Raw genomic sequence first — 26,147 nt, 5'->3', positions numbered from 1 at the left:
GGGGGTGGAGACATCGAGGGCCGGGGAGGGGCGGGTCTCGCTTCGCGCTCCCGGGGGCTAGTTCTCTCTGATCATTTTCTCTAACCGAAACCCTTTGTCGAGATTCACCCCAAGTATAGATCTATCAACGTTAGCAAATATACCAGCAAATTGAAGTTCAAATTTTGTCAATTTCCACCATAATTAAAGAATGAGCCCTAATTTGGATTCGTCACTGTTTGATACTGCTTATTAAACTCCCTATTTACCCAGACCCCATAGATAGACGCCCCCCCAACCAGCACTGCAACGCAGATGGCCGGGAACCATGTCGGGTCGGGGAGACAGTACTCCCTGATGGCTATTGCAATCACCGGGAGGCTGAGTCCGGGGACGAGGACGGATAGCCAGAGGTTCCAGGTGATGGTTACTTGGCGGTCTGTCGTAACGGAGGGTTGTGACGGCTTGTCCTCTATCGCTTCCATGTATTTCTTAGCGGCTTGGATGGCATACTCGGACACTTTTTCAAGGTCCACTGGATTCTGATATGTGAAATGGTTCAGCAAAACTTCTGCAATACCAATCAAAACATTTCTCCAGTTCTCCCAAGCTTGATGATAATCTGGCTTGATCTTCACCGCTTCCTCGTACTTCGCAATGGCTTGATCGAAGAGTTTGATACCCTCTTCAGCGTCCACCAAATACCGATATTTGGCGAGACTCCCCAGATTAGTTCCCCAGTTACACCAGGCCTCATACATATCTGGCTTGATCTTCACCGCTTCCTCGTACTTTGCAAAAGCTTGATTGAAGAGTTCGATACCTTCTCTAGCATCCACCGGATACCGGTATTCGGCGAAATTCCCTAGAGTAACTCCCCAGCTATTCCAAGCGTCATGGAAATCGGGCTCGATCTTCACCGCTTCTTCGTACTTCGCAAAGGCCTGGCTGAAGAGTTTGATGCCTTCTCCAGCGTCCACCAAATACCTGTATTTTGCGAGACTCCCCAGAACATTTCCCCAGTTACACCAAGCTTGATGGCCATCTGACTTGATCTTCACCGCTTCTTCGTACTTCGCAAAGGCCTGGTTGAAGAGTTCGATACCTTCTCTAGCGTCCACCAGATACCGATATTCGGCGAGACTCCCCAGAACATTTCCCCAGTTACACCAGGCATCATACTTATCCGGCTTGATCTTCACCGCTTCCTCGTACTTCGCAAAGGCTTGGTTGAAGAGTTTGATACCTTCTTCAGCGTCCGTCTGGTACTGGTATTCGGCGAGGTACCCCAAGACAGTTCCCCAGTTGTACCAAGCTTCATGGTCATCCGGCTTGATCTTCACCGCTTTCTCATACTTTGCAGAGGCTTGGTTGAAGAGTTCGATACCTTCTTCAGCGTCCGCCGGATATCGATATTCGGCGAGTTTTCCCAGAGTGGTTCCCCAGTTGACCCAGGCACCATGCATATCCGGCTTGATCTTCAATGCTTCCTCGCACTTCGCAGAGGCTTGATTGAAGAGATCTGACGCATCTTCAGCGTCCACCGGATATCGATATTCGGCGAGATACCCTAGATCTATTCCCCAATTATACCAAATTTGATAGGCATCTGGCTTGATCTTCAGCGCTCTCTCGTACTTCACAAAGGCCTGGTTAAAGAGTTCGATACCTTCTTCAGCGTCCACTGGATACCGGTATTTGGCAAAGTCTCCCAAATCTGTTCCCCAGCTATGCCAAGTTTGAGGGTCATCCGGCTTGATCTTCAGTGCTTTCTCGTACTTCGCAAAGGCCTGGTTGAAGAGTTCGATACCTTCTTCAGCGTCCACCGGATACCGGTATTTGGCAAGGTTCGCCAGATTACTTCCCCAGTCATTCCAGGCTTCATGATAATCTGGCTCAATCTGCACCGCTTTCTCGTACTTCGCAAAGGCTTGGTTGAAGAGTTTGATCCCTTCTTCAGCGTCCACTGGATACCAGTATTTAGCGAGGTCTCCCTGAGTAGTTCCTAATAAAGAATACAGGATACCCTGGAATGAAGTTGGCAAGTTTGGAATCTGGATTGCGTAGGAGAATGCCTGATAGGAAACCTCCAGCAGATCTCTATCGTAAAGTCTCATCCCGCATTCAAATAGTGCAAGAAAATCGTGGTTCCCCTGGAACTGCTTGAAAACAGAATCGATGTGATTTAATAACTTGGTTTCTTTCAACGCATCCAACACCAAAAACTCTAAGATTTTTCCTCCTGCAAGCCACTCTCCTGTTGTAGTATCCCATGCAATGACATGATTAGACTGCAGGTGATTCTCAGCTGCAGTAATTTGAGACTTATTTAATTGAATGCCGTAAATCTCGCTTAGGATTATATTGACCCTTTCGAAGTCTGTTGTAGATAAACCAAGGTCATAGAGAGCCCTATTGGAAATCATAATTTTATGAGCATTCTGAGCAGTAATATCTGCCGAAGACATGACCTTTTTCGTATAACTCTCTTTTAACTTATCCCACCCTGAAAGTATTGCCCCTACGGTTCGAATAGCCTCAAATCCCTCCGGGATGGGCTTCCCGGTTTCACAAGCGATTGTATTGGCTTCTTCATCTGAAACGTCCGGGATATGGAAACAGGCGTCGCTGTCCAAGAGGGCTGAAAACCTATTAGAATTACAAAACAATTCATTCCCAACGGCCTTTATGTACTCGTCTCCCTCCCTGACAGTTGCAATGATAGTTACCGGGAAACGACTTTGAAGTTTCGAGATTAGGTCATCGAGACTCGTTGATGTGCAATATTTTTGCAGATCATCAAGAAAGAGGATGAATTTTGGCTTTCGGCTGGGTGACAAATAGGATCGTGGGTAGAACGGGAGTTTCAGATTTGAAGTATCGTAAATGCCAGTTTTTGGAATCAACAGAATATAATGACCATTTAAATTCTTGATGACTTCATATGCCATCCTAGTTTTGCCGGAATCCGGTTTTCCCATAATTAGGACGTCATTTCCCCGTAAGTGGACACCAGTAACTCTTTTAGAGATGCGATCTTCTAGGGTTTCGTCACTGTTTTGATATTTCCTCTCCAGATAGAAGGATTTCTTGTCCTTGTCAAAGCTAAAGGTGTCCTTGCCAAAGCCGAAGTCATCAGGAGAAATTTTCGATGTAAATTTTACCCGCAAGAATTGCTGTTCAAAGTCCTTGTTTCGTGTTGCAACGGTGCGTATCGCAGCATATATTCCCCCTCCAATAACAGCTGCAATTACTGCTATGATAATGGGGATTACTACCTCACTGACAGAAAGAGAGATAATATTAGTTGCAAATCGGGTAGTGCCATATCCTGCTGTATTTGCAACCTCCGTTAGCAATGACCCAGAGACGGAGCATAATGGTACCAGGGAAAAAGTTTCGGTAATTATCTGACACCAACCCATCGTAATTGAGAATTGCGGTGGTGAGGACGAAAAACGTTACGAAAAGAAATCTGATCGGATTGGAGCAGAAATCGTGTTGTCATAACTCCCTTTCCCACATCAGCCTCATGTAATTCTTCACCGGCTATGCCTTGGAGACGAGTGTCCGTTCGAGAACATCCAGCAGGGCCAAGAACCCGGAGCACGCCCACCAACACCCCACCTCCCTCTCCACCCCCCAAATGAAACTCTTAACCCCCCAAACACCCCACATACAATGACATTCAGCCATGATCACCTTCCTCTCCGGCGGAACCGGAGTACCTGCGCTCATCCGGGGCGCCCGGCAGATCCTCTACGACAGCGAGATCGCCGTGGTCGCGAACACCGCCGAGGATCTCTGGGTCTCGGGGAGCCACTGTGCGCCCGACATCGACACCGCCGTCTTCCTCTTCGCGGGCATCCTCGATACCGGCCGGTGGTGGGGGATCAAGGGCGATACCTACGCCACCCACAACTACCTTCCGAAGGTGGCGGGCGGCGAACCCTTCCCGGTCGGCGACCGTGCCCGGGCCGTCCAGATCGCCCGGGCGGGTCTCCTCCGCAGGGGCTGGACCCTGACGGAGGCGGTGCGGGCGCAGTGCCGCTCGCTCAACATCGGGGCGACCGTCCTCCCGATGACGGATGGAGAGGCCGCCCTCTTCGTCGATACCGGCACCGAACGCCTCCCGCTCCTCGAGTACCGGACGGCCGCCGGGATGGAGACGGAGGTCCGGGAACTCGTCGGGCCAAAACCCCCGGCGGTCACGGAAGAGGTGCGGGCGGCGATCGAGGCGAGCGACGCCGTGGTGATCGGCCCCGCGAACCCGGCGGCGAGCATCCTCCCCATCCTCGACTGCGCCGGCATGCGGGATCTCCTCCTTGAGAAGTTCGTGGTCGCGGTCTCGCCGTTTTCGGGCGGCGTCGCGCCGGACCCAAAGGACGCCGCCCTCATGTACGCCGTCGGGGAACCACCGAACGCTCCGGCGGTCTCCCGGCTGTATGGGGATATCGTCGACGTCTTCGTCCAGGACATCCACGACCCCGACGACGTCCCCGGGTCGCTCCGTCTCGAGACACGCCTGATGCACGAGCGGCAGGCCGAATCGCTCGCCTGGGACATCATGGCGGTCATACGCCACGCAATTTCGTGAAAATGGGGCATTGACCCTCCGGCAAAGTTTGGGAAAATACATATACAGATGCACTTGATACGCTAATTATCCAATGATAACCTTCCTCTCGGGCGGGACCGGGACCCCGAAGCTCCTCCGCGGGATGCGGGAGCTGCTGGACGACCGGGATATCGCGGTCATCGTCAATACGGCCGAGGACACGTGGCTCTCCGGCAACCACCTCTCGCCCGACATCGATACGGTCATGTACCTCTTTGCGGGCATCCTCGACACCAACCGGTGGTGGGGGATCCGCAATGACTCTTACATCACCCACGACCTCCTCGCGAGGCTCGGCATCGACGAGTACATCGCCGTCGGGGACCAGGACCGGGCGGTGCACGTTGCGCGAGGGGAGATGCTCAGGAGCGGGATAAGGCTCACCGGGGCAACCGCGGCGCTCTGCCGGAACCTGGGCGTCCGGGCGACCGTTCTCCCGATGACCGACTCCGTCGTGACGACCTACGTCCGCACCGGTCAGGGCGAGATGCACTTCCAGGAGTACTGGGTGAAGCACCGGGGTGAAATGGCGATCGACGGCGTGAGCCGGCGGTTCGGGGAGCCTCCGGTCGCGACCGACGAGGTCATCGGGGCGATCGAGGCGAGCGACGCCGTGGTGATCGGCCCGAGCAACCCGGTCACGAGCATATCGCCGATCCTGGAGTGCGCCGGGGTGAGGGAGGCGCTCCGCCGGCAGTGCGTCATCGCGGTCAGCCCGTTCATCGGCGATACGCCGGTCAGCGGCCCGGCGGCGGCCCTGATGCAGGCCTTCGGAAAAGAGGCTTCATCGGCCGGGACCTACGGTCTTTACGAGGATTTCGTGGATCTCTTCATCCAGGATACCCGGGACCCGGTCGGGCTTGAAGGCGCGTTGCGCCTGGACACCCTCATGGTCAACCGGGGCAAGAGCCTCGACCTCGCGAAGAGCATCCTGACGCTGATCTACGGGTGCTGAAAGCACCTCTTTCACTCTTTCTTCTGTTTCTCCCGGTAGTCCTGGATCGCCGCGTGGAGCGCGTCCGCCGCGAGGTTCGAGCAGTGCATCTTCCGGGGCGGCAGCCCCTCGAGTTCGGTCGCCACGTCGTCGCGGGTGATCTTCATCGCCTCGTCGAGCGTCTTTCCTTTGGCGAGATCGGTCACCATGCTGCTCGTGGCGATCGCCGATCCGCACCCGAACGTCCGGAACCTGATATCCTCGATGACGTCGTCTTTGACCCTGATGAAGATCTCCATGAGATCCCCGCAGACGGGGTTGCCGACCTTGCCGTAGCCGTCCGGGTTCTCGATCACCCCGACGTTGTGCGGGTTCATGAAGTGCTCCATCACCTTCTGGCTGTATCCGATCTGGTCTGCCATTCTTTCTACCTACAGCGGTGTAATGGCCCGCAGGCGTTTAACTGTTTCTTCGACGGCCCTGACGATCCGGGGCACCTCGTCCGGGCTGTTCGTGCGCCCGAGCGTCGCGACCATCGACCCGTGCGCCTCGTCGTGGGCGAGCCCGATGGCGAGGAGGACGTGGGAGGCCTCGAGCGTCCTTGAGGTGCACGCCGACCCGGTGGCGACCGCGATCCCGAGCATGTCCATGGCGAGCTGTATGCTCTCGCCCTCGATCCGGGAGAAGCGGAAACTCGCGTGGTGCGGGAGGCGCTCAGTCGGGTGGCCGGTCAGGTAGGCCTCCTCCATCTCCGTGATGCCGGAGATAAGCCGGTCCCGGATCGCCCGGAGCCGTCTGCTCTCCCCCGGCATCTCCTCCCCTGCAAGCCGGGCCGCCTCGCCCATGCAGGCGATCGAGAAGACGTTCTCGGTCCCCGGCCGGAGACCGCGCTCCTGCCCGCCCCCGACGAGGACCGGCTGGACCCGGACCCCCGGGCGGATGTAGAGCGCCCCGACCCCCTGCGGCCCCCCGAGCTGGTTTCCCGAGAGGGTGAGAAGGTCGATGCCGTCACGCTCCACGTCGATCGGTATCCTTCCCGCGGCATCGGTGGCGTCCACATGGAGGATCCCGCCCCGGTCGTGGACGATCTCCGCCACCTCCCGGACCGGCTCGACCGTCCCGATCTCGTTGTTCGCGTAGTGGACCGACGCAACAACGGTCTCCGGCGTGACCGCCTTCCTGAGAGCGTCGAGGTCGATCGTGCCGTAATGGTCGACCGGAGCGAGTGTAAGAGAGAACCCGCTCTTCTGCAGGTCTTTTGCCGGGTTCAGCACGGATATGTGCTCGATGGCGCTCGCGACGACGTTTTTCCCCCGTTTCGCATTCCGGAGTGCGGTGCCCCGGACGGCGATGTTGTTCGCTTCGGTCGCCCCGCTGCAAAAGACGATCGAGGCCGTGTCGCTCGCGCCGACGAGCGACGCTACCTGCTCCCGCGCCCGGGAAACGGCTTCCTGCGCCGCGAGCCCCTCCTGGTAGAGCGTGGAGGGGTTGCCGGCGAATTCGCCCGGGAACTGCCTCCCGAACCGGAGAACCCCCGGGTGGACCGGCATCGCCGCCGCGTGGTCGAGATAGATTCGCTCCTCCATATCCGGCCGTCCCTAAAACGTGATGACCGCGTCGGCGTCGACGGCGAGATCGTTTAAGGTGAGCGCGCCCACGACCTGCCCCTCCGCGATGAAGTCGCCCCGTGCCATGCCGAGGAGCTGGGTGCTCTGCTCGCAGATGTAGATCTTTGCCCCGGAAGCGATTGCCTGGTGCATGATCTCGGAGAGTTTCGGGAAGTTCCCGACCTGGATCTCCTCTGCGGCGCCCTTCTTGACGACCGTCACCCCCTTGATCATGAAGTAGATGTCGGCGTCCATGTCCATGCTGCGCGCCGTCATCGCGAGAACGAACGGTGCGTACAGCCGCTCGGGGGTATCGGTGCCGCTGGTCTGGATGTAAAGTATCCGTGCCATACCTTTCACGCTCCTTTCCGGATGGAGAAGGTGATCTTCTCTCCATCCTTCTCTTCGCTCACGATCTCGTGGCCCATCCGCCTTGCCCAGACCCGGACGTCCTCCTCCGTGGGGGCATTGTCCACCTCGACCTTCAGGATCTCGCCGCTCGCGAGCCTGTCCATCCCCTCTTTGAGCAGGATGACCGGCGCCTGGCAGTAGGCTCCCTTTGCATCCACGTAGCCTCCGGCAGCCATGCGATCACTTCGTCTCTGCCGTTGCCGCCGCTCCCTTGCGCACGATGAGGGTCGTTACGCCGCTCGCGACGTGCTCTTCCTCGATCGTATGCCCGTTCTCACCGGCCCAGGACCTGACCGTTCCGACGAGGTCCGGTTTATCGGTCGTCACCTGCAGGACCTGTCCCATGTTGAGCGTTTCCATCTCCTCCTCGATCGAGAGCATCGGCGACTGGCAGATCCCGACACAACTCACCGTTTTATCCGCGTACATTCATCTCACCTCATTTCATCTTCCGGATGGAGAACCTCATGACGCCGTCATCCTTCTCGAACTTCACGATCTCGTGCCCCACCCGGTTCGCCCAGCGCCGGATATCCTCCTCCGCGGCGGGGTCGTCCGCCTCGATCAGGAGCACCTCTCCGACGTCGAGTCTCTCGATCGCCTCTTTTGTCATCGCGATCGGCATGGGGCAGTAGAGCCCGATACAGTCCACGACCGCCGCGGGTTTCTTCTCAGGTTCCACTTCTCTCCACCTTCCGTTGCGGGGCGCGCGTGCGAATCCGGGTACCGTGATGCGTCGACGGCACACTCCCGGTTGCACCGGATCCAGCGCCATCCCTTATAAGCGTTCCTCCGGGGGCGCCTGCGGCAGAGGACGGCAACGGGTGCCCCCTGGGGCTCCGGGAGAAGATCAGAAGAATTATACGCCATCTTCTGCCACGTACCATCATCGGAGAAGACCGATCACCTGGAGGATGACCATGGGACTGTGGAACCGGTTTGGCGTGCGCAAGCAGGAGGAGGAGACAGCGGCAGCATCTGTCGATGCAGAGGAGGATGCCCGGATGGCAGGCCTCGCGGAATCGCTCGAGAGCGCCGATATCGCGACCCGGTGGAGAGCGGTCCGGGCGTTCGGCGAGATGGGGGAAGCGGCGGTGCTCCCGCTGATGAAAGCCCTCGAGGATGAGGACTGGTGCATCCGGCGGGCGGCTGCAGGCGCCCTCGGGCGGGCGGGGCCGGCGGCGATCCCTCACCTCATCGGGACCTTCTCGTACGCGGACGACGCCGTGCGTGAAGACGCCGCCTGGGCGCTCCGGTTGATCGGAAGCCCGGCGGTGGACGCCCTGAAGCAGGCGGCCCGTGAAGGGGACGGCGCGATCCGCTGTGGAGCCCTGGAGGCGCTCGGGAGCGGCCATGCCGGGGACGTATTCCTGGAGGCGCTCGGCGACGACGACCCCCGGGTGCGGCGGTGCGCGATCGCCGGGGTGCGGCGGTCGGGGGACGAGCGCGGCATGGAGAGCCTTGTCGGCCTCCTTCGCGACCCGGACGAGCAGGTCCGGTCTCTCGCCGCCGATGCGCTCTCCGGTTTCGGGGACGGTGCGGTCTCTCCCTGCATCGAGGCGCTCGGCGACGACGACGAGGATCTCCGGCGGCGAAGTGCGGCCGTTCTTGCCCGTATCGGTGCTCCGGCGGTCGGCTCCCTCTCGGCCGCCCTCCGTGACGAACGGCCGTCCGTCCGCCGGTGGGCTGCGCGGGTGCTCGGGGAGGTCCGGGCCGGGGAAGCGGTCGCCCCGCTCATCGAGACGCTCTCCGACCCCGACCGGGAGGTCAGGCGGTACGCCTGCGGTGCGCTCGCGGATATCGGTGCGCCGGCCGTCGGCCCGCTCATCGAAGCCCTCGGGAACGGCGACGAGGCTGCCCGGCACCGGGCGATGGAGGCACTCTGGCGGGCCGGAGAGGCGGCGGCACCGGCCCTGATCGATCTGGCCGGCACCGGCGACGCCGGGACCCGGCGAGAGTCCACCATCGTCCTCGGCGAGATCGGTGCCCCCGGGGCATCCGAGGCGCTGCAGACCCTCCTCCAGGATCCCGACAGGGACGTCCGGCGGGAAGCGTTCGAGGCGCTGGAGACGATCAAGGCACGGGGAGATCTCGCCTGACGGGTGCGCTCCCCGCAAGGTCGCGGGAGTTTTCCGATATGGACTGTTCCGGTGACGATTCCGGTTCAGGTCGTTCTGCAGGGGGAGATCGGCGGGCCCGGGCGTGCCCGCGGCCACCCCGGCGCACCTGAACAATCCGTATTTTTCCGGGTGTTTTCCGATTTATCTGCATTTTCGTCCTCTAACGTCGAAATGGTTGGAAATTCCGCTCCGTTTTTAATTTGTGACTGTTATTACCGAAAATTTTAAAAAAGTCAAACGATAAGAAGATCCCTAATGTTCGTTCCGACCAAGTGTTTCTTTACGAAGGGTGTGGGCATCCACAAAGACAAACTGGCATCGTTTGAACTGGCTCTCAGGCAGGCGGGCATCGAGAAGTACAACCTGGTCTACGTCTCGAGTATCTTTCCCCCGAACTGCCAGCTGGTCTCGAAGGAGGAGGGCTTAAAGGACCTCTCTCCGGGCAGCATCGTCTACGTTGTCATGGCCCGGAACGAGACCAACGAACCGAGCCGGCTCGCATCCGCCGCCATCGGCCACGCGATGCCCAAGGAGAGCAACACCTACGGCTACCTCTCCGAGCACCACGCCTTCGGCGAGACTGCAGAGGTCTCGGGCGAATACGCAGAAGACCTTGCGGCAACCATGCTCGCGACAACGCTCGGGATCGAGTTCGACCCGGACAAAGCGTGGCAGGAGCGGGAACAGATCTATAAGGCGAGCGGTCGGATCATCAACACGACCCACACCTGCCAGTCGGCAAAAGGGGATATGAGCGGTCGCTGGACGACGGTCCTCGCCGCAGCGGTCTTCCTGTAACCCCCTATCTCCCGGACCGGCCATCCCTTTTCCTACGGCTGTCCGGGACCGGCCATATCCGGCCACCCCCGGCGAGGAGCGCAAAACAAAATACCTCCCGCGGCCCATACTGTATCCAGGTTTTTCATATGCGTCTACCAATACGGGCCGTAACCCCGGAAACCGAATCCGCAGAGATCATCGGCTGGGTGCACGAGGTCCGCGATCTCGGAGGACTCTCGTTCTTCCTGATCCGCGACCGGACCGGCATCATCCAGGTGACCATCCCGAAGAAGAAGGTCCCGGCAGAGATCCTTGATGTCGCCCGGAGCGTCTCGCGAGAGTCCGTGGTCAGGGTCCAGGGGAGGGTAAAGGCGATCGAGAAAGCCCCCGGCGGGCGCGAGATTGTTCCCGAGGAACTCGAGATCATCAGCGTCGCAGAGAGCCCGCTTCCGCTCGACGTCGCCGAGAAGGTGCCCGCGGAGATGGATACGAGGGTCGACTCCCGGTTCCTGGACGCGAGGAAACCGCGTGTCCGCGCCATCTTCTTCATCCGCTCGGCGGTGACCTGTGCCGCCACCTCCTTCCTCTCCTCCCGGGGCTGCGTCGACATCGCCACCCCCAAGATCGTCGCCGCCGCTACCGAGGGCGGCACCGAACTCTTCCCGATCGCCTACTTCGAGAAAGAGGCGTTCATGAACCAGAGCCCGCAGCTCTATAAACAGATGATGATGGCTGCCGGGTTCGAGGGGGTCTTCGAGATCGGCCCCATCTTCCGCGCCGAGGAGCACAACACCGTCCGGCACCTCAACGAGGCCACGTCGCTCGATGTCGAGGTCTCGTTTGCCGACCACAACGACGTCATGGAACTCCTCGAAGACCTGATCGTCCACGTCTACGGCGCTGTCGCGAGGGACTGCAGCGAACACCTCGCGGAACTCGGGGTCGACCTCGCGGTCCCGGCAAAACCGTTCCCCCGTATCCCGTATGTGGAAGCGATCGAGATCGCGAACCGCACCGTCGAGGAGAAACTCTCCTTCGGCGACGACCTCTCCCCGGCTGCCGAGCGGGCGATCGGGGATACGATCGGGCAACACTACTTCATCGTCGACTGGCCGACCGACATCAGGCCTTACTACGCGATGCCCTACCCGGAGAAGCCCGAGTTTTGCAAGGCGTTCGACCTGATGCACCCCCGGATGGAACTCTCCTCCGGCGCCCAGCGTGTGCACAACCATGATAACCTTGTAGAGCGGATCCGTGCCAAGGGACTCTCTCCGGAGAGTTTCGAGTTTTACTTGAAGGCGTTCCGCTACGGCATGCCCCCGCACGCCGGATGGGGGCTCGGCATCGAGCGCCTGGTGATGACGATGCTCGACCTGCAAAACATCCGCGAGGCGGTGCTCTTCCCGCGTGACCGGCACAGACTGACCCCATGACGTTGATGAGCAAGCGCCTGCCCACCACGGTGGTCGGGAGCTATCCGGTGGTGAAAGGCTCGGGGGTTCGCGCCCTCATGGACCCGCTGAAACACGCGGTGGAGGTAGCGGTCGCCGACCAGATCGATGCCGGGATCGATATCATCTCCGACGGCCAGGTCCGGGGCGACATGATCCGGGCCTTCACCTCCCACCTTCCCGGCATCCGCGGGTCTTCGGTCGTCGGGAAGGTCCAGCCCGCCCAGCGCCCCATCACGCTCGCGGATACGAAGTATGCCCTCTCCCGTCACCCGAAGGTGAAGGGGATCCTCACCGGGCCGAGCACGCTCGCGCACGGCCTTTCGCTCGAGACCCCGTTCTACCGGAACAAGGACGAACTGGTTCTCGACCTCGCCCAGGCGCTCGCCGTCGAGGCGGGCTACCTCCAGGACGCTGGGGTCACGCTCCTCCAGATAGACGAGCCTATCTTCTCCACGGGGGCCGCAAACATCGCCGTCGGCCGCGAGGCGGTGAACGCGATCGTCGGCAGGCTCCGGGTGCCGGTATGCCTCCACGTCTGCGGGGGCCTCGAGCGCGTCATCGACGACGTCCTCCGGACGGATGTCGCCGTATTCGACTTCGAGTTCGCGAACAACCCCCAAAACCTCGAGGTGCTCTCGGGGAAGGATCTGCGCGGACGGATGATCGGCTGCGGGTGCGTGGACTCGGCCGATCCCGGCGTCGAGAGCGTCGAGGCCATCCGCAAACGGATCGAGGCCGGTATCGACGTATTCTCGCCGGAGGCCATGCTCATCGACCCGGACTGCGGTCTGCGGATGCAGTCGCGGGATGCGGCACTTGGAAAACTGAAAAATATGGTTGTTGCGGCGGGCGAGGCCCGGGCCGAGTATACCGGCTAGACCACCCTGCTCGTCGTCGAGAGTTCAAGGCCTCTCGCGATGATGTGGTAGGGGATCACCCGTTGCGGCACGTTTGCATCTTTGAGTTTCTCGATGGCGAGCGTCCGCTCGAACTCGTTGCCGTGGACCTGGTGCCTGAGGGTGATGAAGATGTCGGCGGCACGCATCATCCGCGCCTCCTCATGCGGGGTGTGCAGATCGGTGTAGAGGAGGTAGACGATGTTCGCCCCTCCTTCGATGATCGCGCGGGTGTCCTCGAGGACGAACTCGGTAGCCGCGTCTACCCCCCAGGCGGCGATCAGCGTGGAGAGGGAGTCCACGACGATCCTCTCGCCCTGCATGGCCGCGATCAGTGCAGCGGCGTCCATACCCCGTGCGTCGGTCATGCCTTCCAGCGGCACGGCATCGAGCATCAGGTAAGCACCTGTTCCTTCTTCCGCCTGCCAGAACTGCTGTGCAAGGAGTTCGAGGCCGCTCAGGGGAGATCCGGAGATGATGATGCGGGTGCCCGGCGGAAATCCCCCTTCGAGTGCAAGGTCCAGGCCCGCGATTCCTGTTGAACGTCTGGTGATGTCTGCCACGTCTGTACCTCGGTGGTGTGTCCTCTAAACTACCTATTCGCCGCCGGTTCTTTAATACTACCCGGTCAGGTGCGATCCTGCACGCCGGCGGCGGCGCAGTACTCTTCCCGCAGACGCTTCCGCAGGAGTTTCCACCCGTTCACCCGGGGAATCTCGCCGGCGAGGATGACCCGGCGGGGAACCTTGTAGCCCGCGAGGCGCTCGCGGGCGAAGGCGATGATATCGTCGGGAGCGACGTCCTCGCCGGAGGGGACCACCACGGCGACCGGCACCTCCCCCCGGTGCTCGTCGCTGCACCCGAAGACCGCCGCGTCGCGGACGCCCGGGTGCTGGACGAGCACGTCCTCGACCTCGGTCGGGTAGACCTTCCAGCCCGACATGACGATCATGTCCTTTTTGCGGTCGGTGATATAGAGCATCCCGGTCCTGTCCAGGTGGCCGACGTCGCCGGTCAGGAACCAGCCGTCGGGGAGGAAGGCGGCGCCGGTCTCCTCGGGCATCTGCCAGTAGCCGAGCGCCACCCCCGGCCCGCGGAGGGCGATCTCCCCGTCCTCGCCGGGCGGAAGTTCCCGGCCGGGATCGTCCGCGGCGACGATCTTCACCTCCGAGAACCCGACCGGGGTGCCGACGCTCCGGAATTCGTCTGCGGTCGCGTAGTGCTCGGGGCGGATCGCGGTCCCGGTCCCGACGACGACCGTCTCGGAGAGGCCGTAGGCGTTGACGATCGGGATGTTAAACCGCTCGTGGAAGGGCTTCCAGACCCCGGGCGTCAGGGGTCCGCCGCCGCTGATCATCACCCGGGCGGTGGCGAGCGCCGTCTCGGTCCCCGGCGGGGTCTGGAGGAGGGAGTGGATCACCGGCGGCATGCCGGCGACGATCGTGGCCCGGTGGTCGCGGGCGAGGTCGAGGTAGCGGGAGAGATCGAACCGCTCCATGACGACGTAGGTCCCGCCGGCCCGGAGCGTGGCGATGCCCCAGCTGACGCCGACGTGCCCCATCGGGTAGATCCCGAGGTAGACGTCCGTATCGGTGATCCGGAGGACGTCCCGCTCGGCATCCATGGCCGCGATCCAGTTCCCGTGGGTGAGCATGGCGCCCTTCGGTTTTCCCGTGGTGCCGGAGGTGTACTGGATCTGGCAGAGGTCGTCGAACCGGCAGTGGGCGGCACGGAGGTCCGCCGGTGCCCGGAGGAGGTCGGTCCAGGGGGTTGCGCCCGCAGCCTCGCCGCCGACGGCGACGATATGCCGGAGCGTCGGTGCCCGGTCCCGGATGCGCCCGACGAGGGCCGCACCCTCTACGTCGGTGATGACGGCGGAGGCTCCTGCGTCTCGGACGGCGTAGAGGACCTCGCTCTCCCGGTAGACCCGGTTCGTCGGGACGGCGACGGCGCCGATACGCCAGAGGGCGAGGTAACTCACCAGGTACTCCGCCGAACTGTCCAGGTAAATGCAGACCCGCTCCCCGCGCCCGACCCCGAGGTCGAGGAGGCCGCGTCCGACCCGGGAGGCCCGGTCCAGGAGGTCGGCACGGGTGTAGGACTCTCCGGTGGAGGGAACGACGAGAGCGACTTTTTTGGGGTTACAGGCGTTGGCGTCGAGAAACGTGGTACAATTCGGCATGGGGGGACTCCGGGCGGCATGTATGCGCTTTGATGTATATGCTTGTGCATGGTGCTGTAAATAGGTTGCCCCGGGGATACGGGAGCGGTCGCGGCTGTGGATCACTACCGGGACTCCGGGCGGGTAAAACCAAAAGGAGATTACCGGACAGGTAGAACCGGAGTGTATGCAGAGCGACACGCCGCTCGTACGCGAGGCCGTCCGGGAGGACCTGCATGCGGTCCTCTCGCTCTATACGCACATGCATGATGCCGATGAGGTGGCCGATGCTCGTGCACTGGAGACGGCCTGGGAGGATATCCTCGCCGCGACCCCCGGACCCATCTCTTCCTCCTCGAATACGAAGGCGTGCCGGTCTCGTCTTGCGTCCTGCACATTCTCCCGAACCTCACCCGGGGCGCACGGCCCTACGGGCTCGTCGAGAACGTCGTAACCCGCCGGGAGTTCCGGAACCGGGGGTTCGGCACGGCCCTTCTCGCCGCCGTGCTCGATTACGCATGGAAAGCGAACTGCTACAAGGTGATGCTTCTTACCGGCAGGAGGGAGGAGAACGTCTTCCGGCTCTACGAGAAGGGCGGTTTTGTCAGAGGCGTCAAGGAAGGGCTGATCGCATATCCGCCGGGGAACCGGATCGGCTAAAAAGAGGTTTCCGGGAAGTCTCCCCGGACAGTTTTCTCACTGGTATTCCGGCGGCTGCACTTCTTTCGGCAGTCCGCCCTTGAAGTGCTGCTGCACCTTCCCGTAGTACTGCCGCAGCCGCTCGTTCATCGTCGCGTGCACTTTCTCCCGCGCCCGGTCGAAGTGCGACGTGTTCACGAGGGAGGAGCCTTCCCGCATGGCGAGCATGGCCGATTCCCGGGCGAGCGCCTCGAGGTCCGAGCCGACGAACCCCTCGGTACCGGTCGCAATCTCTCCGAGGAGCCGGTCCCGTGCCGGGTCGTCGAGGCTCACCTTCTGCTGGGAGAAGAGGTCGACGAGTTTCTTCCTCCGGAGATGGCTCCGGAGCCCCTCGTCGTCGCTCGCCTCAATCGCGGCGCGGTGACTCCTCACGTCCTCGATGCTCACCCGTTGGTTGGCCCCGACGGCCAGGACCAGGTCCTCGAGTTCGTTCTCCGAGAGCCCCTCCGTCAGTTCCACGAGTTCTTCCATCGTCGAGCCCTCGATCGGTACGTAACGGGTGTGGATCGCGAGGATCTTCTCCCGGTCGTCCCGTCCGGGCTCGCCGATGTAGACGAGCCGGTCGAACCGTCCCGGCCGGAGCAGCGCCGGGTCGACCATGTCCGGCCGATTGGTCGCTCCCATCACCACCACGCCCCGGAGTTCCTCGAGGCCGTCGATCTCGGTGAGGATCTGGTTCAAGACGCTCTCGATGACGTGCGACTCGGTGCCACCGCCCCGGGCGGGGGCGAGGGCGTCCAGTTCGTCGAAGAAGATGATGGACGGCGCCACCTGGCGGGCTTTCTTGAAGATCTCGCGGACCGCCCGCTCGCTCTCCCCGACCCACTTCGAGAGGAGCTGGGGACCCTTGACCGGCACGAAGTTCGCCCCGCTCTCGCTTGCGATCGCCTTTGCGATGAGGGTCTTGCCCGTTCCCGGCGGACCGTAGAGGAGGACGCCCTTCGGGGGCTCGATCCCGAGGTTCTCGAACCGCTCCCGCTGGGTGAGCGGATACTCCACCGCCTCGCGGATGTCCTGCTTCGCCTCTTCGAGGCCCCCGACGTCTCCCCAGGTGGTGTGGGGCACTTCGAGGAGAACCTCCCGCATGGCGCTCGGGCCCACGTCGCGGAGCGCGTCGCGGAAGTCTCTGCCCTGGACCTCCATCTTCTCGAGGGTCTCGGGTGGGATCTCCTCGGCCTCCAGGTCGATCTCGGGGAGATAACGCCGCAACGCCTTGATCGCCGCCTCACGGGCGAGGGCGGCAAGGTCCGCCCCGACGAACCCGTGAGTCTGCTGGGCGATGGAGGCGATCGCCACGTCGTCCGCAAGCGGCATCCCGCGGGTGTGGATATGGAGCACCTGGATCCGGTCGTCCTCTGAGGGAACCCCGATCTCGATCTCCCGGTCGAACCGTCCGGGACGGCGGAGGGCGGGGTCGATGGCGTCGAGCCGGTTCGTGGCCCCGATCACCACGACCTGCCCCCGCTCTTCGAGCCCGTCCATCATCGTCAGGAGCTGGGCGACCACACGCCGCTCGACCTCCCCGGTCACCTCCTCGCGCCGGGGGGCGATCGAGTCGAGCTCGTCGATGAAGATGATGGCGGGAGCATGCTGCCGGGCGTCCTCAAAGACCTCACGGAGCCGCTGCTCGCTCTCGCCGTAGTACTTCGAGATCACCTCCGGCCCCGCTATGGAGATGAAGTGGGCTCCGCTCTCGCTCGCGACCGCCTTTGCGATGAGGGTCTTTCCCGTTCCCGGCGGACCGTAAAGGAGGACGCCCTTCGGGGGTTCGATACCGAGCTTGCGGAAGATCTCGGGATGCCGCATGGGGAGTTCGATCGTCTCCCGGACACGCTGGAGTTCGCCCTTGAGGCCGCCGATATCCTCGTAGCTGATCCTCTTGACGCCCTCGAATCCGGCTGCGGGCTTCTCGGAGAACTCGATCTTCGTGTTCTTGGTGATGATCACGGCGGTCTCCGGCTCGACCACCACGGCCTTGAACGCGACGAGCTGGGGCTGCATGAACGGGAGCCCCGCCTGGATCGGCACCGAGTCGTTTTTGACGACCGGAAAGTCGATCAGTTTGTTGACGACGCTGCCGTAGTTGATGGGGAGCTGCTTGGGGAGATCCTCGGGAGGAGCGAGCACGACCCGTTTCGCCTCGTCCTCTTCGTCCAGCGTCCTTATCTTTACCCGGTCGCCGATACTCGCACCGGTGTTGAGCCGGGTAAAATTATCGATCCGGACCTTACCCTGGTGCCAGTCGTTCACCATGGCACGCCAGACCTTGGCCACGGTGCGACGCTTCCCTTCGATAGCCACGAGGTCTCCGGGGTTGAGCCTGAGCTGCAGCATGGTATCAGGGTCAAGCCGTGCCTTGCCTGCCCCCTGATCCTCCGGATAAGCGCTATCTACCTTCAAGTATATCTCGGGCATTACCTCTAGTTCTTATATTTCGGGGATTTATAAGTACTGGAGACGCATGAACATACTTCTCTTCGATCCGTTCAACGGAGCCGCGGGCGACATGATCATCGGAACCCTTCTCGATCTGGGGGCCGATGAGGGGCTTGTTCGGGCAGCCATGCGTTCCGTCGTCGGGGAACCGACAATTGAACGGGTAGACCGCTCCGGCATCCGGGCCGTCTGGGTGAGAGCGCATGCTCCGGTAGACCACCGCACCCTCGACGAGGTGCTCGACCGGGTGGCCGAAAGCGACGCCCCCGCCCCCGCACGGGAGATGGCCCGGCGGGTCTTTCTCCGGATACACCGGGCCGAGGAGAGTATCCACGGAACGGGGGCGCACTTCCACGAGGTGGGTGCGGACGACGCCGTCGCCGACGTGGTGGGAGCCTGCACCGCCCTTCATTCCCTCGGCGTCGCCGGGGTGGCCGTCCTCCCGGTGGCGCTCGGCCGGGGGTTTGCGGTCGGTGCTCACGGGACCTTCCCCATCCCGGCTCCCGCGACCGTGGCGGTCCTCGCCGGATCGGACTTGAAGACCGTCCCCGGGAACGAGGAGCGGGAACTCTGCACCCCGACGGGAGCCGCACTCCTCGCCGAGTTCTCGACCCTCCGGTCCGAAGACCTCGGTCCTGCGGCCATCAGGGCGGTCGGCTACGGGGCGGGAAGTCGGAACCCGCCGGGGAAGCCGAACGTCATCCGCTCGATGCTTCTTTCGACGGAGGAGCATGCCGGCGGCGACCGGGTCGATATCCTCGAGACGAACGTGGACGACGTCACCGGGGAAGCCCTCGCCTACACGATCGGCCGCCTGATGGAGGAAGGGGCCCGGGACGCAAGCGCTACTCCCGCCGTGATGAAGAAGGGGCGGAGCGGCCACCTCGTCCGGGTGATCTCTCCTCCCGATGCGACCGACCGCCTGGTGGGGGTGATGGCCGCGGAGCTCGGAACGCTCGGCATCCGGTGCATACCGATGGTACACCGGTCCGTCGCCGAACGGACAATCGAGCCGGTCACGGTGACCATCCGGGACCGGGAACGGACGATCGACGTGAAGTGCGGCTGGTCGGGAGGGAAAATCACCTCCTTCAAGGCGGAGTACGAGCAGGCGGCCGCGTGCGCACGGGAGACCGGGGTTCCGCTCCGCGAGGTCGCCGGAACGGTCGAGGCGGCTGCACGCCGTCTCTTCATCGAGCGGGGTGTGCTCGCGCCATGAAGCCGGACCGGGTCAGCACGGGAAGCCAGGCCCTCGACGACCTGCTCGGCGGCGGGCTCGAGCGGCGGACGATCACCCAGATCTACGGCGAACCCGCGAGCGGCAAGAGCACCTTCTGTCTGATGGCGGCGGTGGCCTCTCTCCGGGCCGGGAACTCGGTCGTTTACATCGATACCGAAGGATTTTCGGTGGAGCGGTTTACGCAGCTCGCCGGGGAGAACGCCGGGGCGTTCGCTGACCGGCTCTACCTCTTCGAACCGCTCGACTTCGCCCAGCAGGGAGCTATGATCGCCGATACGGAAGGGCTGCTCAAGAGGGACGGCCAGGCCGCCGTGGGGCTGCTGGTGATGGACTCGGCGACCGCCCTCTACCGGACCGAACTCGATCTCGGCCGGGAGGCGTTGCGGAGACTCTCGCACCACATGATAAAACTCCTCGGGCTTGCGAAGAAGTACGACATCCCCGTCATGATCACGAACCAGATCTTCATGGATATCGAACGCGACCGGGTCGCCGGCCTCGGTGGGACGGCGCTCGAGCACCTCTCGAAGGCCATCATACGGCTCGAAAAGAAGGACAGCGTCCGGCGGGCGATGCTCCGGAAGCACCGGTCCCGGCCGGAAGGGCTCTCGTTCGACTTCGTGATCACCGAGGACGGGATCAGAACGGTATAACGCCCTCAAAGACCGTCTCGGCGGGGCCTTCCATGGTGACGGTCTCGCCGAAGCGGATGACGAGCGGGCCGCCTTTCGTTTCCACCCGGACCGTCTCCCCGGCGTTGCCGAGACGGCGGGCGATCGCCGCCGCCGCGGTGGCGCCGGTGCCGCAGCTCTCGGTCTCGCCCTCGACACCGCGCTCGAACGTCCGGATCCGGAGCACATCGCCGGCGGTCTCGACGAAGTTGACGTTCGCACCCTCAACGAAGGTGGGGTGGTTCCTGATGGCCGGGCCGGCGGTGGCGATGTCGACGGCGCCTATTTCTTTGACGAAGACGACCGCGTGAGGGACGCCGGTGTTCGCGGCATAGACGGTGAAACCGCGGATCTCCTCTTTATACTCGCCGTTCCCCGTAGCGGGAATCGCGCTCCGCTCGAACGCAGGCGCCGGCATGGTGATCGTCGCGGTGAACTCGTCCTCCGCGTAGCCCATCGTCACCGCCACGATCCCGGCCCCGGTCTCGACCGAGCAGGACTCCTTGACGTAGCCGGCGTCATGGGCGTACTTTGCGAGGCACCGGATGCCGTTTCCGCACATCGCGGCCTCGCTCTCGTCGGGCTGGAAGAGCCGCATCCGGATATCGGCTTTCTCGGACGCCTGGAGGAAGAGGATGCCGTCGGCGCCGATGCCGAACCTGCGGTCGCAGTAGAGCGCCGCAAACCCTCCTTTCATCTCCTCGGGGATGGCTTCCTGTTCGAATTCGTCAATCAAAATAAAGTCGTTGCCGTTTCCCTGCAGTTTGGTAAATCCGATCTCCATCTCCATAGTGTAGCCTCGCTATTGTAGGTATTGGGAGCGGCGGGTGATAAACCGTGGTGGTTCGTGGGGGATGGGGTCCGGCAGGGGAGCGGTGCATCCTTATGGTTCCATTCGAGGACCGAGGACCGGCTCCGGCGGGGAAATGAACACCGTGAACTTCACCGGGATATCCTCAATCCCCATCTCCCCTGCCCGCGTATCAAGCACCGTATACATTGTTTCTATCGAGGAGACGTTCTCCGGCGGAGGCGGGCCGTTCCAGAGGCTCACCCGGAGATAGCCGTCAAGATCGTAGCCGAAACCGATGAGAGACCCGTTGGGATAGAGGTAGTCTTTCTGTATCCGATCTTCTATGGCGGTGGTGAAATTCTCCAGATCCGGAAGCGATGCGCTTTTTCCACCCTTCGAGAAGGGAAGCCCTCCGAGCGTGACGGTGATGGGGCCCTGATCACAGAGACCGTCAGGATGGTACACTCTTGTGGAAGACTCCGCCTCCCTGTAATCAACCGTCTCAGTTCTGTCAAGGTCGCTGCGCGTGAACAGCGTGCAGTAGTGCACACCTCCTCTAACACTGTCCTCTGTTCTGTTAAAGACGGCGATGTCATACCAGGGGTCGTTTGTAGAGAACACCACCCTCTCCAGGGGAACGACCTCGCCCTGGTTCAGGGCGAAGAGGGGTCGATATCCGGCGTCGTATGCCAGATCCCCATACTGTGCATCGACTTCGACGATCAACCCCCTGTTCTCGCCGATCAACTCCAGATAAGGGATCCGTTCGATCTCGGAGAGAAGGACGAGCGGATGCTCCCCTGCCGGCACCGTATCGATTGTCAGGGAATCCCAGGTCATGGCGCCCACAGGGCTGACTGCAATCCGGTACCATCGATGGAGACCTTCAGCGTCTCCGTGGAAGTCCATATGCAACGATTCGATCGACCCGTCGTTTGCAGTTACGAGCCTGAACTCTCTAAGGACAGCCGTTGTGTTCTCGACGCCGGTCTGCTCCTCTACGATCGCCCACATTTCCGAGAGCGGGATGCCGTAGATGTTCTGCGAAAGGGAAATTGTGGGGGGTCCTGGGTCGTAACTAAGCACGAATATGGATAGAACACCGGCGGCGAATGCGATGCAGATCGCCAGGGTGATATATCTCCTTATTGATAGGCCTTCAATCATCTCCACCCTCTACACTGGTGCAGGCGACCGCATGCAGCATTCATGATTGAGAACTCAACGTTCCTCTACATACGTTTTCTGTCACAATCAGCTACATGCCGAGGCGTTCAATACATTTGGCTCTCTGAAATTCGCCGCTGCCGGCTGGAGCCTGTGCTGGGGCGGCCGAACGAGACCCGGGGCTCCGATTCCGGAAAGGGCTCTCTGATTCATGACGTCTCGTGATGTGTGCAGTTCAACGCTGCGCGCAGGCTGTCCCGGCACGTCAATACTGCACCCGTTTCTTCAGGTATGACTGTTCCGGCCCCAATCCGGTTGTGATGGTTTTTCAGGCAAGTTCGCCCCCGGGAATAAATGGGGGCAGAGACGAGAATAGAATTGGTGTTTGTGCTATAAAACTCATAAAATATGGAATACGACATTGAGGTATCAGAAAAGAGAAAATGTATAACTCTTGCCCTGCTGTCGGCCGTTGCCTTCTTCGCTGTGCCCCCGGTGTCGGCAACTGAAGGGCGGGTACCCGCCCTCCGGCGTCGGACGATTCCGGTAATGATCCTGCGGCTGTGCGACAGCATCGGCCAGGGTGAGACTAACAGGCACCGGTTCTATGTCGGAAGCGGTGTCGCACATCCAGAGTGTATCCGGAGGACTGAGCCTCAACCCGGATGTTGACATACGTCCTTCCGGGGAGTAGGCCCGCCACGTTCCGCGACGATAGCGATGGGAAGACAAATAACAGGATTGATATCGACATTGACCCAGATAGCAATTATGTGGAACCAGGAACCCGGACATCCGATGTATACGGCGAGCGGGTGCCGTTCCAGAGACCATACACCCTCAACTTTTACCTGCGCTGAACCGGGCAGACTTCTCCGGTTACTCACCCTCTCGATCCTTTTTTCGGTACTGCTGGTATCGGTTGCCGATGCCACCGAATACACGGTCCGGCCTTCTAGAAACGTCGGGCAAGAGCCTGGTATATCTGTATCGGGCGAGAAGGTGCAGGAGATCGACCCGATCCCGCTCTGGCTCGTCCTGCTGCTATGCGTGTTTCCCCAGTTAACGGTGGCCCCGTTCGAGACCCTTCTCCCCCTGAAGGCCGTCGGCTACCTCGGGTACAAACGAATCTCCAGAAAGAATGTTCTGGACAGCCCGCGGAGGCTTGAGACCCTGAGTTTCATCAAGGCAAACCCGGGGTTGCATTTCAGGAAGTTGCTGAAGGAGATGTCCCTGACGAGAGGGACACTTGGGTATCATCTGGAAAGACTGGAGTCCGCAGGCCTGTTGAAGGCGATCAGGAGCAGGGGGAGATGCCATTATTTCGCCACAGGTTCGCCGTACTCTGCTGAAAAAGAGGCTCTTATCATTGCCATGGGTGATGACACCCTGCGGGGAATTATAACACAGATCTCCCTGAATGGGGGTACACGCACCGAAGAACTCGCCGAAGAGTCGGGTCTGTCCAAAGCCACAGTCTATACGCACGTAAAATATCTGGAACACCAGGGGATTGTAACGTCCGAGAGGGAGGGGCGGTATGTGCGGTATACTCTCACCGACAACTCCTCTCGAATGCTGGCGGAGTATGTGCATGACCGCAGCCCCGAACCCGCACGGGTGCCGGCGGAACATACCGTGTGAGTCTGTCTTGCGGATGAAGGCTCTTGCCACCTTCAGTCCGGCACATCTCCGGCCCCCGCCGGCGCCGCGCAGACGTGCCCGATCGGCCTGCAGCCGGTGTTCGGGGATTGTGCCGGAGTAGCAGGCTCCTGCATCTGCAGAACGGATCTGATTCACGATACGGGCCTTCGAATATCCGGTCGAATTGATGATTGGCACAGAAAAGGTATAAAGACGGACAACAACGTCTCGATTGGCGATACCGCATGCGGTATCCTGCGTGAGTCTGCGGATCTCGATTGGCGTCGTTTCCCGGCTCCCACGGCGTGCCTGGAGGCTGATGGTGCTGGCGGCTGTGAACAGGAATAGCCCTTGCGGTTCCGCGGCCTCCCGGGGCATGCGTGAAATGAGGATAGAACCATGAAACCTATCAACAAAATCGGTTACACACTCGCAGCAGTCCTCCTCCTTGCCTGTTTGGCAGCGTCGGCGGGGTGTGTCGGGACGGATGCCGGTGGAGACGGACCGGCTGCACCGACATCGCCGGAGGCGACAGCGTCACCCGGGGTGACACCGGCCCAACCGTCGCCGGACGGCCTGATCGGCGAGGAAGAAGCGCGTTTTCTCGCCGCGGCCGGACTGGAGCGGGAGATCCCCGGGATCCGGATCGAACGGATGGTCGCCGAACCGTACGATGTGCAGACCTACGGCGACGTCTGGCGGTTCCGGGTGAAAGCGGAAGACGACCGCGATCCTGCAGACGATATCATGGTATCGATTGATGCTGTCGACGGGGAGATGGTGCATTTCCAGGATGGCCGCGACTATTTCCGGTCTGATGATCCTGCAATCACGATCGATGCGGCGGAAGAGATTGCCGATGCGTATCTCCGGGAGCGAACCGAGAGTTCGAACATCGTGAAGACCGACGCCGCACTCTCTATGGTAGATACACCGCTGGGTTCGCGAAACGGCCCGTACCATTTCGTGTATCGGCGCTCGATCGACGGCGTTCTCTGCCTGTATGACGGGTTCATCCTTGCAATCGATTCGGTCAACGGCCGCGTCGTCTCTTTTTCTAAATTCTGGAAAGTATCGAACAACGACACCATGGCCGATCCTGACCCCTCGATCCCGGAAGACGCGGTACAGGAACGGGTTCTGGCGTACCTCAACGATACCTACGGCAAGGATCCCGGCGAGTTCGCCATCCGGTCGACAGAGTTGCGGTGGTACGACCTGAACGCACGGCAACGTCCATCAACGGAACCGGTCGCGGTGCCTCTTGCCTGGCACATCACGTTCGACGACGAGCGGCACCGCTCGCAGGATCCGCCGAGGGCGGCTGAAATATGGATGAACGCCCATTCGGGAGAGGTTCTTTCTGAAAATTATAACCCGGGGTGGTAACGGATTCGTGGAAGACAAGAGGATGGCAGACCGGGTATCCGGTCCGAATCGCACGCTCCTCGTGGCATGGAAAGAGTTTGCCGACCACCTCGCGAGCCGGCGGTTCACCCTTGTCCTCCTCCTCTTCCTGATCCTCTGCTCCGTCTCCCTCTACGAGGGCGTCGAGAACTACAGCGAGAAACTCGCGGCATACTCCGACGGTACCGCGCCGGTGCCGAAGTTCCTGGGTTATCCCGGGTGGATGCCGGAGAAGCCCTCTCTCCTCACGGTCTTCCTCAACCTCTCCTCGATGGTCGCGAGTTACGGCCCGCTGCTTGCGATCGCGACCGGGTTCGACCTGATCACGCGGGAACGCTGGTCAGGCTCGCTCAAAACCCTCCTTTCTCGTCCGGTTTTTCGCGACGAGGTGATCACCGGCAAGGCGCTCGGTGGATTCGCCGCCCTGACGCTGGCGATGAGCATCGCGGTTCTCATCGCGCTCGCGCTCCTCCTGCTCTTTGCAATCGTCCCGTCGCCTGCCGAACTCGGTGCGATCCTGGTCTTCTGGTTCGTTTCGCTGGTCTACCTCTTCACATTCTTCTCGGTCGCTCTCCTCGCCTCGGCGGTCGTTGCCGACAGCGGGAGCGCTCTTGTCTGGTCCCTGGTCACTATCTTCGTCTTCTCCTCCATCGTACCGATCTTCGGCGGCATCCTTACCGATGCGGTTGCCGGAACACCCCCGGAACCGGTGGACACGAGCGACCCGCAATTCACCGAGGAGGTGTGGCTGCAGTACCGGGAGGAGGAGCGAGCCTACCTCGAACACCAGGAGCGTATCGGAGCGACCGTCCGCCTCCTCTCGCCACAAAGGAATTACCTGGAACTCTCGCTGGCGATCACCAATCCACGGTTCTCGATGTGGATCATCCCCGACCCCTTTGCCTTGAGGACGCCCAACCCCATGGAGGACCCGCTTCCCGATCTACCCGGCCTGATCGCTCTCATCTGGCAGCCGATCGTCGCGATGCTTGCGTTACCGGCGATCTTCTTCGGAGCGGCGTACACCCGTTTCATGCGGATGGACCTGCGGTGACGACAGGGTCGGAAAAATGCCGAATGCACGCGTTCTGCCTGCCCCCAGTCTCCAAGGGAAGCGCCGACACGTC

The 26,147-nt window shown here is 61.5% G+C and carries 24 protein-coding genes; 12 read left to right on the top strand and 12 right to left on the bottom strand.

Annotated elements, in window-relative coordinates:
• Positions 1-197: 197 nt before the first annotated feature.
• The gene (locus DIC75_RS00185) at positions 198-3,404 is read right to left on the bottom strand and encodes a tetratricopeptide repeat protein (protein WP_250986000.1); all 3,207 of its coding nucleotides are present in this window, start codon (positions 3,402-3,404) and stop codon (positions 198-200) included.
• Between the two features lie 269 nt (positions 3,405-3,673).
• On the opposite strand from DIC75_RS00185, the gene DIC75_RS00180 reads away from it, so the two are divergent.
• Both DIC75_RS00180 and cofD read left to right on the top strand, forming a co-directional pair.
• Positions 3,674-4,576: a 2-phospho-L-lactate transferase CofD family protein gene (locus tag DIC75_RS00180; protein WP_250985999.1), complete on the top strand. Its 903-nt coding sequence runs from the start codon at positions 3,674-3,676 to the stop codon at positions 4,574-4,576.
• A gap of 73 nt (positions 4,577-4,649) precedes the next feature.
• Positions 4,650-5,552, top strand: a complete 903-nt coding sequence (gene cofD, locus DIC75_RS00175) for a 2-phospho-L-lactate transferase (protein ID WP_250985998.1) — start codon at positions 4,650-4,652, stop codon at positions 5,550-5,552.
• 11 nt (positions 5,553-5,563) lie between these two features.
• Here cofD and nifU read toward each other — a convergent pair whose 3' ends face one another.
• The 6 genes from nifU to DIC75_RS00145 are packed head-to-tail and all read right to left on the bottom strand — an operon-like array spanning position 5,564 to position 8,231.
• Positions 5,564-5,953, bottom strand: coding sequence for a Fe-S cluster assembly scaffold protein NifU (nifU, locus tag DIC75_RS00170; protein ID WP_250985997.1), 390 nt, complete (start codon positions 5,951-5,953; stop codon positions 5,564-5,566).
• A gap of 9 nt (positions 5,954-5,962) precedes the next feature.
• Positions 5,963-7,117, bottom strand: coding sequence for a cysteine desulfurase family protein (locus tag DIC75_RS00165; RefSeq protein ID WP_250985996.1), 1,155 nt, complete (start codon positions 7,115-7,117; stop codon positions 5,963-5,965).
• A gap of 12 nt (positions 7,118-7,129) precedes the next feature.
• Entirely contained in the window at positions 7,130-7,489 is a 360-nt protein-coding gene (locus tag DIC75_RS00160; protein ID WP_250985995.1) for a DsrE family protein, read from the bottom strand.
• Positions 7,490-7,494: 5 nt separating this feature from the next.
• A complete protein-coding gene (locus DIC75_RS00155; protein WP_250985994.1) occupies positions 7,495-7,725 on the bottom strand; it encodes a sulfurtransferase TusA family protein in 231 nt (76 codons plus the stop codon).
• 4 nt (positions 7,726-7,729) lie between these two features.
• Positions 7,730-7,978 carry a sulfurtransferase TusA family protein gene (locus DIC75_RS00150; protein ID WP_250985993.1) on the bottom strand — a complete coding sequence of 83 codons (249 nt, stop codon included), beginning with the start codon at positions 7,976-7,978 and terminating at the stop codon, positions 7,730-7,732.
• Positions 7,979-7,988: 10 nt separating this feature from the next.
• Entirely contained in the window at positions 7,989-8,231 is a 243-nt protein-coding gene (locus tag DIC75_RS00145; RefSeq protein ID WP_250985992.1) for a sulfurtransferase TusA family protein, read from the bottom strand.
• A 238-nt stretch (positions 8,232-8,469) separates the two neighbouring features.
• On the opposite strand from DIC75_RS00145, the gene DIC75_RS00140 reads away from it, so the two are divergent.
• From DIC75_RS00140 to DIC75_RS00125, 4 genes are all read left to right on the top strand, one after another.
• The gene (locus DIC75_RS00140) at positions 8,470-9,648 is read left to right on the top strand and encodes a HEAT repeat domain-containing protein (RefSeq protein ID WP_250985991.1); all 1,179 of its coding nucleotides are present in this window, start codon (positions 8,470-8,472) and stop codon (positions 9,646-9,648) included.
• A 276-nt stretch (positions 9,649-9,924) separates the two neighbouring features.
• Complete coding sequence (locus DIC75_RS00135; RefSeq protein ID WP_250985990.1) at positions 9,925-10,467, top strand: pyruvoyl-dependent arginine decarboxylase; 543 nt, start codon at positions 9,925-9,927, stop codon at positions 10,465-10,467.
• Positions 10,468-10,595: 128 nt separating this feature from the next.
• Positions 10,596-11,885, top strand: a complete 1,290-nt coding sequence (gene aspS, locus DIC75_RS00130) for an aspartate--tRNA(Asn) ligase (protein WP_250985989.1) — start codon at positions 10,596-10,598, stop codon at positions 11,883-11,885.
• Entirely contained in the window at positions 11,882-12,784 is a 903-nt protein-coding gene (locus DIC75_RS00125) for a methionine synthase (protein WP_250985988.1), read from the top strand. Before aspS ends, DIC75_RS00125 begins: the two co-directional genes overlap by 4 nt.
• On the opposite strand, the gene DIC75_RS00120 is transcribed toward DIC75_RS00125, so the two are convergent.
• Both DIC75_RS00120 and DIC75_RS00115 read right to left on the bottom strand, forming a co-directional pair.
• Positions 12,781-13,365, bottom strand: a complete 585-nt coding sequence (locus tag DIC75_RS00120; RefSeq protein WP_250985987.1) for an RAD55 family ATPase — start codon at positions 13,363-13,365, stop codon at positions 12,781-12,783. The genes DIC75_RS00125 and DIC75_RS00120 overlap by 4 nt on opposite strands.
• Before the next feature lie 65 nt (positions 13,366-13,430).
• A complete protein-coding gene (locus DIC75_RS00115; protein WP_250985986.1) occupies positions 13,431-14,984 on the bottom strand; it encodes a class I adenylate-forming enzyme family protein in 1,554 nt (517 codons plus the stop codon).
• 348 nt (positions 14,985-15,332) lie between these two features.
• On the opposite strand from DIC75_RS00115, the gene DIC75_RS00110 reads away from it, so the two are divergent.
• Positions 15,333-15,623, top strand: coding sequence for a GNAT family N-acetyltransferase (locus tag DIC75_RS00110; protein WP_250985985.1), 291 nt, complete (start codon positions 15,333-15,335; stop codon positions 15,621-15,623).
• Positions 15,624-15,659: 36 nt separating this feature from the next.
• Here DIC75_RS00110 and DIC75_RS00105 read toward each other — a convergent pair whose 3' ends face one another.
• Positions 15,660-18,077, bottom strand: a complete 2,418-nt coding sequence (locus DIC75_RS00105) for a CDC48 family AAA ATPase (RefSeq protein WP_250985984.1) — start codon at positions 18,075-18,077, stop codon at positions 15,660-15,662.
• Positions 18,078-18,123: 46 nt separating this feature from the next.
• On the opposite strand from DIC75_RS00105, the gene larC reads away from it, so the two are divergent.
• Both larC and radB read left to right on the top strand, forming a co-directional pair.
• Positions 18,124-19,317 carry a nickel pincer cofactor biosynthesis protein LarC gene (larC, locus tag DIC75_RS00100; RefSeq protein WP_250985983.1) on the top strand — a complete coding sequence of 398 codons (1,194 nt, stop codon included), beginning with the start codon at positions 18,124-18,126 and terminating at the stop codon, positions 19,315-19,317.
• The gene (radB, locus tag DIC75_RS00095) at positions 19,314-19,991 is read left to right on the top strand and encodes a DNA repair and recombination protein RadB (protein ID WP_250985982.1); all 678 of its coding nucleotides are present in this window, start codon (positions 19,314-19,316) and stop codon (positions 19,989-19,991) included. Before larC ends, radB begins: the two co-directional genes overlap by 4 nt.
• Here the strand turns inward: radB and dapF are convergent.
• Both dapF and DIC75_RS00085 read right to left on the bottom strand, forming a co-directional pair.
• Positions 19,978-20,793 carry a diaminopimelate epimerase gene (gene dapF, locus DIC75_RS00090; protein WP_250985981.1) on the bottom strand — a complete coding sequence of 272 codons (816 nt, stop codon included), beginning with the start codon at positions 20,791-20,793 and terminating at the stop codon, positions 19,978-19,980. The genes radB and dapF overlap by 14 nt on opposite strands.
• Positions 20,794-20,892: 99 nt before the next feature.
• Complete coding sequence (locus tag DIC75_RS00085; protein ID WP_491630622.1) at positions 20,893-21,969, bottom strand: hypothetical protein; 1,077 nt, start codon at positions 21,967-21,969, stop codon at positions 20,893-20,895.
• Between the two features lie 771 nt (positions 21,970-22,740).
• Between DIC75_RS00085 and DIC75_RS00080 the strand changes: the two genes are divergently transcribed.
• The 3 genes from DIC75_RS00080 (at position 22,741) to DIC75_RS00070 (ending at position 26,074) form a co-directional block, all read left to right on the top strand.
• Positions 22,741-23,613 (top strand): winged helix-turn-helix transcriptional regulator, encoded by an 873-nt coding sequence (locus tag DIC75_RS00080; RefSeq protein ID WP_250985979.1) that lies wholly within the window; start codon positions 22,741-22,743, stop codon positions 23,611-23,613.
• Between the two features lie 399 nt (positions 23,614-24,012).
• On the top strand, positions 24,013-25,002 hold the full coding sequence (locus DIC75_RS00075; protein ID WP_250985978.1) for a YcdB/YcdC domain-containing protein: 990 nt from the start codon (positions 24,013-24,015) through the stop codon (positions 25,000-25,002).
• Between the two features lie 7 nt (positions 25,003-25,009).
• Entirely contained in the window at positions 25,010-26,074 is a 1,065-nt protein-coding gene (locus tag DIC75_RS00070) for an ABC transporter permease subunit (RefSeq protein ID WP_250985977.1), read from the top strand.
• The last annotated feature ends 73 nt before the right edge of the window (positions 26,075-26,147 follow it).

Origin of the sequence: Methanoculleus oceani, from assembly GCF_023702065.1 — an archaeon.
Lineage (GTDB): Archaea > Halobacteriota > Methanomicrobia > Methanomicrobiales > Methanoculleaceae > Methanoculleus > Methanoculleus oceani.
This window is presented reverse-complemented; position numbering and strand designations above follow the sequence as displayed.